Annotated in this window: 6 protein-coding genes and 1 pseudogene; 3 read left to right on the top strand and 4 right to left on the bottom strand. The window is 69.0% G+C overall.

Going from position 1 to position 5970, the window contains the following annotated elements:
* Positions 1-83: 83 nt before the first annotated feature.
* Positions 84-1001 (bottom strand): PLP-dependent cysteine synthase family protein, encoded by a 918-nt coding sequence (locus BN903_RS04390; protein WP_048076565.1) that lies wholly within the window; start codon positions 999-1001, stop codon positions 84-86.
* Positions 1002-1558: 557 nt separating this feature from the next.
* Here BN903_RS04390 and BN903_RS04385 point away from each other — a divergent pair.
* The gene (locus BN903_RS04385) at positions 1559-1945 is read left to right on the top strand and encodes a thioredoxin domain-containing protein (protein ID WP_048076564.1); all 387 of its coding nucleotides are present in this window, start codon (positions 1559-1561) and stop codon (positions 1943-1945) included.
* A 28-nt stretch (positions 1946-1973) separates the two neighbouring features.
* On the opposite strand, the gene BN903_RS04380 is transcribed toward BN903_RS04385, so the two are convergent.
* On the bottom strand, positions 1974-2189 hold the full coding sequence (locus BN903_RS04380) for a hypothetical protein (RefSeq protein ID WP_048076563.1): 216 nt from the start codon (positions 2187-2189) through the stop codon (positions 1974-1976).
* 147 nt (positions 2190-2336) lie between these two features.
* On the opposite strand from BN903_RS04380, the gene BN903_RS04375 reads away from it, so the two are divergent.
* Entirely contained in the window at positions 2337-3080 is a 744-nt protein-coding gene (locus BN903_RS04375) for a ThuA domain-containing protein (RefSeq protein WP_048076562.1), read from the top strand.
* A gap of 24 nt (positions 3081-3104) precedes the next feature.
* Here the strand turns inward: BN903_RS04375 and BN903_RS04370 are convergent, their stop codons facing one another.
* Complete coding sequence (locus tag BN903_RS04370) at positions 3105-3773, bottom strand: helix-turn-helix domain-containing protein (RefSeq protein ID WP_048076561.1); 669 nt, start codon at positions 3771-3773, stop codon at positions 3105-3107.
* Positions 3774-3857: 84 nt separating this feature from the next.
* Between BN903_RS04370 and BN903_RS04365 the strand changes: the two genes are divergently transcribed.
* Positions 3858-5513, top strand: coding sequence for an NADH-quinone oxidoreductase subunit D (locus tag BN903_RS04365; protein ID WP_079890576.1), 1656 nt, complete (start codon positions 3858-3860; stop codon positions 5511-5513).
* Positions 5514-5730: 217 nt separating this feature from the next.
* Here the strand turns inward: BN903_RS04365 and BN903_RS15565 are convergent.
* A pseudogene (locus tag BN903_RS15565) lies at positions 5731-5970 on the bottom strand (hypothetical protein); the annotation flags it as partial.

The following is a 5970-nucleotide window of genomic DNA, read 5'->3' as shown; positions in this document are numbered from 1 at the left end:
CCGAACGCTAATCAACGCCCGGGTGGCGACGGGCGTCGCTGGGGATCCCGCTCGGAATCTTCGGAATCTCGGGAGCTTCCGGGTTACCCGTCGAACGTGCCCGCCGTCAGGTAGCGCTCGCCGCTGTCCCAGAAGACGGTGACGACGAGGGGTTCCTCGCCGGCGAAATCGCCGGTCTCGCGCAGTTCGGCCGCGACGTCCTTCGCGGCGAGGTTCGAGGCCCCCGACGACTGGCCGACTAAGATTCCCTCCTCGCGGGCGAGGCGGCGGCACTCGACCTCGGCGTCCGCCAGGTCGACGGTGTGGACCTCGTCGATCAGGTCGACGTCGAGGTTCGGCGCGACGAACCCCGGTCCCATCCCCTGAAAGCCGTCGTTGCCGGGTTCGCCGCCGGAGAGGACGGCGTTGTCCGACGGCTCGACCGCGTCGATCCGGACGTCCGGGAACGCCTCGCGCAGGCGACGGCCGATGCCGGAGAGCGTGCCGCCGGTGCCGACGCCGGCGACGAGCGCGTCGACGGTGCGGTCGCCGACCTGATCGAGTATCTCGGGCCCCGTCGTCTCGTAGTGGGCGCGCGGGTTGGCGGGGTTCTCGAACTGGCGGAGTTGGATAGTGTTCGGCTCTCGCTCGATCTCGTCGGCCCGGTCTTTCGCGTCCGAGATGTCGCCGTCGACGAGTTTGACGGTCGCGCCGTACGCCTTCATCAGCCGGCGGCGCTCGATCGACTTCCCTTCCGGGATGACGAGCGTGACGTCGTAGCCGCGCGTCGCGCCGACCATTGCCAGCCCGATGCCGGTGTTGCCCGAGGTCGGCTCGACGATGCGGTCGCCCGGCTCGATCTCGCCCGCCTCCTCGGCCGCCTCGATCATGTACAGGGCGGGGCGGTCCTTCGCCGAGCCGCCCGGGTTGCGGGACTCGACTTTCGCGGCCACCGTGGTCCCCGCGGGCGCGTCGACCCGCACGAGCGGCGAGCCGAGCGTCGACAGGATGTCGTCGTCCATTACCCGAACGAACGCGGCCGCGACCCAAAGGCCCCGCGGACTGCGGCAATCGATGTCAGCCGGGACGACCACGACACCGAACATCTGCGGTGGCGCGCCTCTGAGCGGCCGCCCCCGGCGGCCGCGAGGAGTCCGCGAGGGAGTCGGTCGCCGGAGCGAAGCGGAGGCGACCGACGAGGCTGGGGAGGCGTGAGGCTGTGCTGTGCGGGGTGGGACTCGAAGGGGCAGTCGCGAGGCGGCCAGAGGCGACGCCAAGCACCGCAGGAACGAGCGAAGCGAGTGACGAGGAGCGCAGCGAGCGTCTGACCGCCTCGCGACTGGGGCTTCGGTGGTCGTGTCCACAGCAGCAACTACATCGTAGCGAGCGGCTGGGGCTTCGGCGGTCTCCCTCGCAGAGTCGTTCGCGGCGAAAACACTCATGTACAGCCGATCGACTGAGGCTTCGGCGATCCCGGTCGCGTCGATCAGCGATTCGTATCCGTGCGCGTCGCGGACGACCGTGACTCCGATTTGCCACCGACGCGCCGTTTACGTGCCTCGGAGACGTACAGCCAGCTATGACGCTCGAAACACTCGCGCCCGCCGACGACCTCGACGCGGACGCGTTCGACGAAGCAGTCCTCGACGCCTTAACCGCGGACGACTACGTCTTCAAGGTGTGGGGCGGCGACTGGTGCGGCGACTGCCAGCGACAGCTGCCCGCGTTCGGTGCCGCGCTCGCGGCCGCCGGCGTCCCGGACGACCGCATCGAGGCGTTCCCGGTCGTGAAGGGACCGAACGGCAAGGAGGGGGAGTTCGTCGACGAGTACGACATCGAGCTGATCCCGACCGTCGTCGTCGAGGACGCGGACGGCGAGGAGCTGGCGCGGTTCGTCGAGGAGGAAGACGTCTCCATCGCGAAGTTCCTGGCGCGGCAGCTCGCGGACGTCGAAGCGACCGCCTGAGCGGACGGCGGGGAGCCGTCTCCGGCGGTCAGTCGTCCTCCGCGTTCACGTCGCCAACGTAGTAGAGAACGGTCATCACGACGCCCATCGTGACCGCGTAGACCGTCGTCGACGTGTCGAGGACGACCCCGACCGCGAGAACCGACGCGATCACCACGACGCCCGTGAGGAGCGCGTAGCGTAGTCTGGAGAGTCCGCGCGCCCAGTCGTCGGCGCGGCGGTACAGTTGACGGGGACCTGTCATACCCTCGGCCTCTCACGGGACCGACGACTATCTTCCGGTCGACCCGCGATCCTCCGGTCGACCCGCGATCCTCCGGCCGACCCGCGATCCTCCGGCCGACCCCGACGCGGGGCGAGCGCTCAAGTCCCTCCGCCGTCCACGCGGCGTATGGCACGCGTCACGGTCTGGAACGAGTACCGACACGAGCGCGAGAGCGACGTCGTCGCGGACGTCTACCCCGACGGGATCCACGCCGTCGTCGCCGAGGCGCTCCGCGAGGGCGGCCACGAGGTCCGCACCGCGACCCTCGACGAGGGGCCGGACCACGGGCTCTCCGAATCCGTTCTCGACGACACGGACGTGCTCGTCTGGTGGGGCCACGCCGCCCACGACGAGGTGCGCGACGCGGTCGCCGACCGGGTCCACGAACACGTTCTCGACGGGACGGGCCTTATCGTCCTCCACTCCGCGCACTACTCGAAGATATTCAAGAAGCTCATGGGTACCAGCTGTTCGCTGAAGTGGCGCGAGGCCGCCGAGCGCGAGCGGCTGTGGACGATCGAGCCGAGCCACCCGATCGCGGACGGAATCGGCGAGACGATCGAACTCGACGAGACCGAGATGTACGGCGAGCGCTTCGACGTGCCAGCCCCCGACACGCTCGTCTTTACCTCCTGGTTCGAGGGCGGCGAGACGTTCCGCTCCGGCTGCTGTTACCGCCGCGGGAGCGGGAAGGTGTTCTACTTCCGACCGGGCCACGAGACGTACCCGATCTACTACGACGAAGACGTTCGGCAGGTGCTGCGGAACGCGGTCGACTGGGCGGCTCCGGGCGACGGACCGACGCCGACGTTCGGCAACGCGGAGCCGCGGGAGGAAATCGACACGGGCGACGACCGGACGGTCCACTAGCGCGGGACCGTCGGGCTCCGGGCCTCAAGCCACGTCGCGCAGCTCCATGAACGCGGACATCATCGCCGACTCGGCCTTCCGGAGGTGTTCGGACGCGGTGCTCGGAGCGGCGTCGATCCGGTCGGCGACCTCCTCGACGGTCCCCGATCGGGGGGAGTCGTAGTATCCGGTCTCGACGGCGGCCGCGAGCGCGTCGAACTGGCGGTCGGTCAGCTCCGGATCGAAGAGGTCCTGTCGCCAGTCGTACTCGCCGATCCGGAGGACGTCGCTCGCGATCCGGTCCGGGAGCTCGGCGAGCGCGTCTCCGAGCGGTCCGCGTTCCCCGATCAGCGTCAGGCGCACGATTCCGCTCGGTCGGAAATCGACCGGCGGGACGACGACGATGCCGGTCCGCTGGAGCGGATCGAACATCGCTTCGTCGACCGCGTCGCGCCGCTGCGTGAGGAAGACGTAGTAGCCGTCGTCGTCGATCCGGGTGACCTCGTACTCCCGGATCCGGTCGACCGCCCGCAGCGCGTCGGTGTAGACGTCGATGTCCCCCTCGACGTAGAACAGGAACGTGTCGGCGGTCTCGTCGAGGATGGTGCCCTGTAGCAGGACGTCCCGTTCCACGGCGTCGGACTCGTCGACGAGCCGGTGCATGGGATGCATGAGGTCCGGCGGGTAGCGGAGTTCGAGCCGGAGGTATTTCACGTCGCGCAGTGACGCCGGCGTGGTTATAAATGCCCGTACTGAGCCGGCAGAAGCCTCGGGAGTCGCGGCCGCGTCCCTCCGCGTATGTCGACCGAGCTGCTGTGTGACCCCGACGAGGGCGACGGAACGACGGACCCGTTCTCGCCGATCCGCGAGTCAGTGATGGGACGCGAGGAGCATCTGAACGCCCCGGCCGCCCGGATTCGACCGGACGCGGTACGGGAGGTGCTCTCCACGCTGCGAGACGAGGGCGGCTACGACCACCTCGCCTGCGTCACCGCACAGGAGTACGAGGGCCGGTACGAGTCGATCTACCACCTGCGCTCGTACGACGATCCGACCAGAGAGGTCAGCGTCGTCGTTCCCGCCGACACGGACGACCCGGTCTCGGAGTCCGCGGCACCAGTGTTCCGCACGGCGGACTGGCACGAGCGCGAGGCGTACGACCTCGTCGGGATCGAGTACGACGACCACCCTGATCTCCGACGGATACTGCTTCCCGAGACGTGGCAGGGCCACCCGCTCTCGTCGGAGTACGACGCAGAGCGGCCGCAGATCGTCTCGCTGTCCGAGAACGAACCGATCGAGCCGGGGTCGTCGGCGTCGGCCGGGAGCGACACCATGCTGCTCAACATCGGGCCGCACCACCCGGCCACGCACGGGGTCCTCCACCTCCAAGTGACCCTCGACGGCGAGACCGTGGTCGGCGTCGAGCCGGACATCGGATATATCCACCGCTGCGAGGAGCAGATGGCCCAGTCCGGCACGTACCGCCACCAGATCATGCCGTACCCCGACCGGTGGGACTGGGGCGGTGGCGGCCTGCTCAACGAGTGGGCCTACGCGCGCGTCGCCGAGGACCTCGCGGACATCGAGGTGCCCGAGTACGCGCAGGTGATCCGGACGATGGCCGCCGAGCTGAGCCGGATCCTCTCGCACATGCTGGCGATGGGCGCGTACGCCCTCGACGTGATCGGGGACTTCACCGCGACGTTCATGTACGCCATTCAGGAGCGCGAACGGGTTCAGGACCTACTGGAGGATCTGACCGGTCAACGGCTGATGTTCAACTACTTCCGGCTCGGGGGCGTCGCGTGGGACTTCCCGGAACCCAGAGAGGAGTTCCTGCGCGGGATCCGCGAGTACCTCGACGGCCTCCCGCGTCGCATCGAGGAGTACCACGACCTGCTGACGCGGAACGAGATACTACAGCTCCGCACGGTCGACACCGGGACGCTCCCGCCGTCGGTCGCGAAGGAGTACGGGACGACCGGCCCGGTGCTCAGGGGCTCCGGGGTCGACTACGACCTGCGCCGCGACGACCCGTACGGGTACTACGACGAGCTCGACTGGGACGTCGTCACCGAGGACGGCTGCGACAACTACAGTCGGCTCCTCGTCCGGATGCGCGAAGTCGAGGAGTCCGCGACGATCATCGAACAGTGCGTCGACCTGCTCGACGACTGGCCGGAAGACGAGCGCACCGTTCAGGCGAACGTCCCCCGCACCGTCCGTCCGGACGACGACACCGAGGTCTACCGCGCCGTCGAGGCCGCGAAAGGGGAACTCGGCATCTACGTCCGCGCCGACGGAACGGACAAGCCGGCGCGGTTCAAGATCCGCGGCCCGTCGTTCTCAAACCTTCAGGCGCTCCCCGAGATGGCCGAGGGCGAGTCGATCCCGGACCTGATCGCGTCGCTGGGGAGTCTCGATACGATCATGGGTGAGGTCGATCGCTAACCCGGCCTATCGCTAACCCGGTCGCTCTCCGGCGAGCCAGCGGCTCGCGAGTGTAGAGCGACCGCCGCTACGGCGCGGACGTTGAAAGGCGACCGCCTCACGCGAACGCGAGACGACCGGTTGTGTCGCACGCCGGCGGCCGGTCGAATAGGCGTCGGCCGCGCCCGTATATAAACCCTCGTTCACGGGACTGCGAGAGACCGGCGGAGGCGTCCCGTCAGTCCGGCCGGTGGACCTCGCCGTCGCGCGAGTCGGCGTCCTTCCGACGGACCGCGGCCGCCGCGTTGTTCGCGTCGTAGCCGAAGAACACGTCCTTCGCGTACGTCTCCGCGACCTCGGTCGCGTGGATCAGGTCGTCGACGTCGACGTCGACGGCGTACAGCTCCAGCGAGAACGGCGTCTCCGGCGGCGCGCCGTGGAGGTCGTAGTCGCCGCCGAGCCGCGACCGGAACCCCCG

The organism is Halorubrum sp. AJ67 (assembly GCF_000513435.1).
This window is presented reverse-complemented; position numbering and strand designations above follow the sequence as displayed.

Bases quoted from the DNA above. Each gene is read 5' to 3' on its own strand.
- BN903_RS04390 (WP_048076565.1), bottom strand. From the start codon at position 1,001: ATGGACGACGACATCCTGTCGACGCTCGGCTCGCCGCTCGTGCGGGTC.
- BN903_RS04385 (WP_048076564.1), top strand. From the start codon at position 1,559: ATGACGCTCGAAACACTCGCGCCCGCCGACGACCTCGACGCGGACGCG.
- BN903_RS04380 (WP_048076563.1), bottom strand. From the start codon at position 2,189: ATGACAGGTCCCCGTCAACTGTACCGCCGCGCCGACGACTGGGCGCGC.
- BN903_RS04375 (WP_048076562.1), top strand. From the start codon at position 2,337: ATGGCACGCGTCACGGTCTGGAACGAGTACCGACACGAGCGCGAGAGC.
- BN903_RS04365 (WP_079890576.1), top strand. From the start codon at position 3,858: ATGTCGACCGAGCTGCTGTGTGACCCCGACGAGGGCGACGGAACGACG.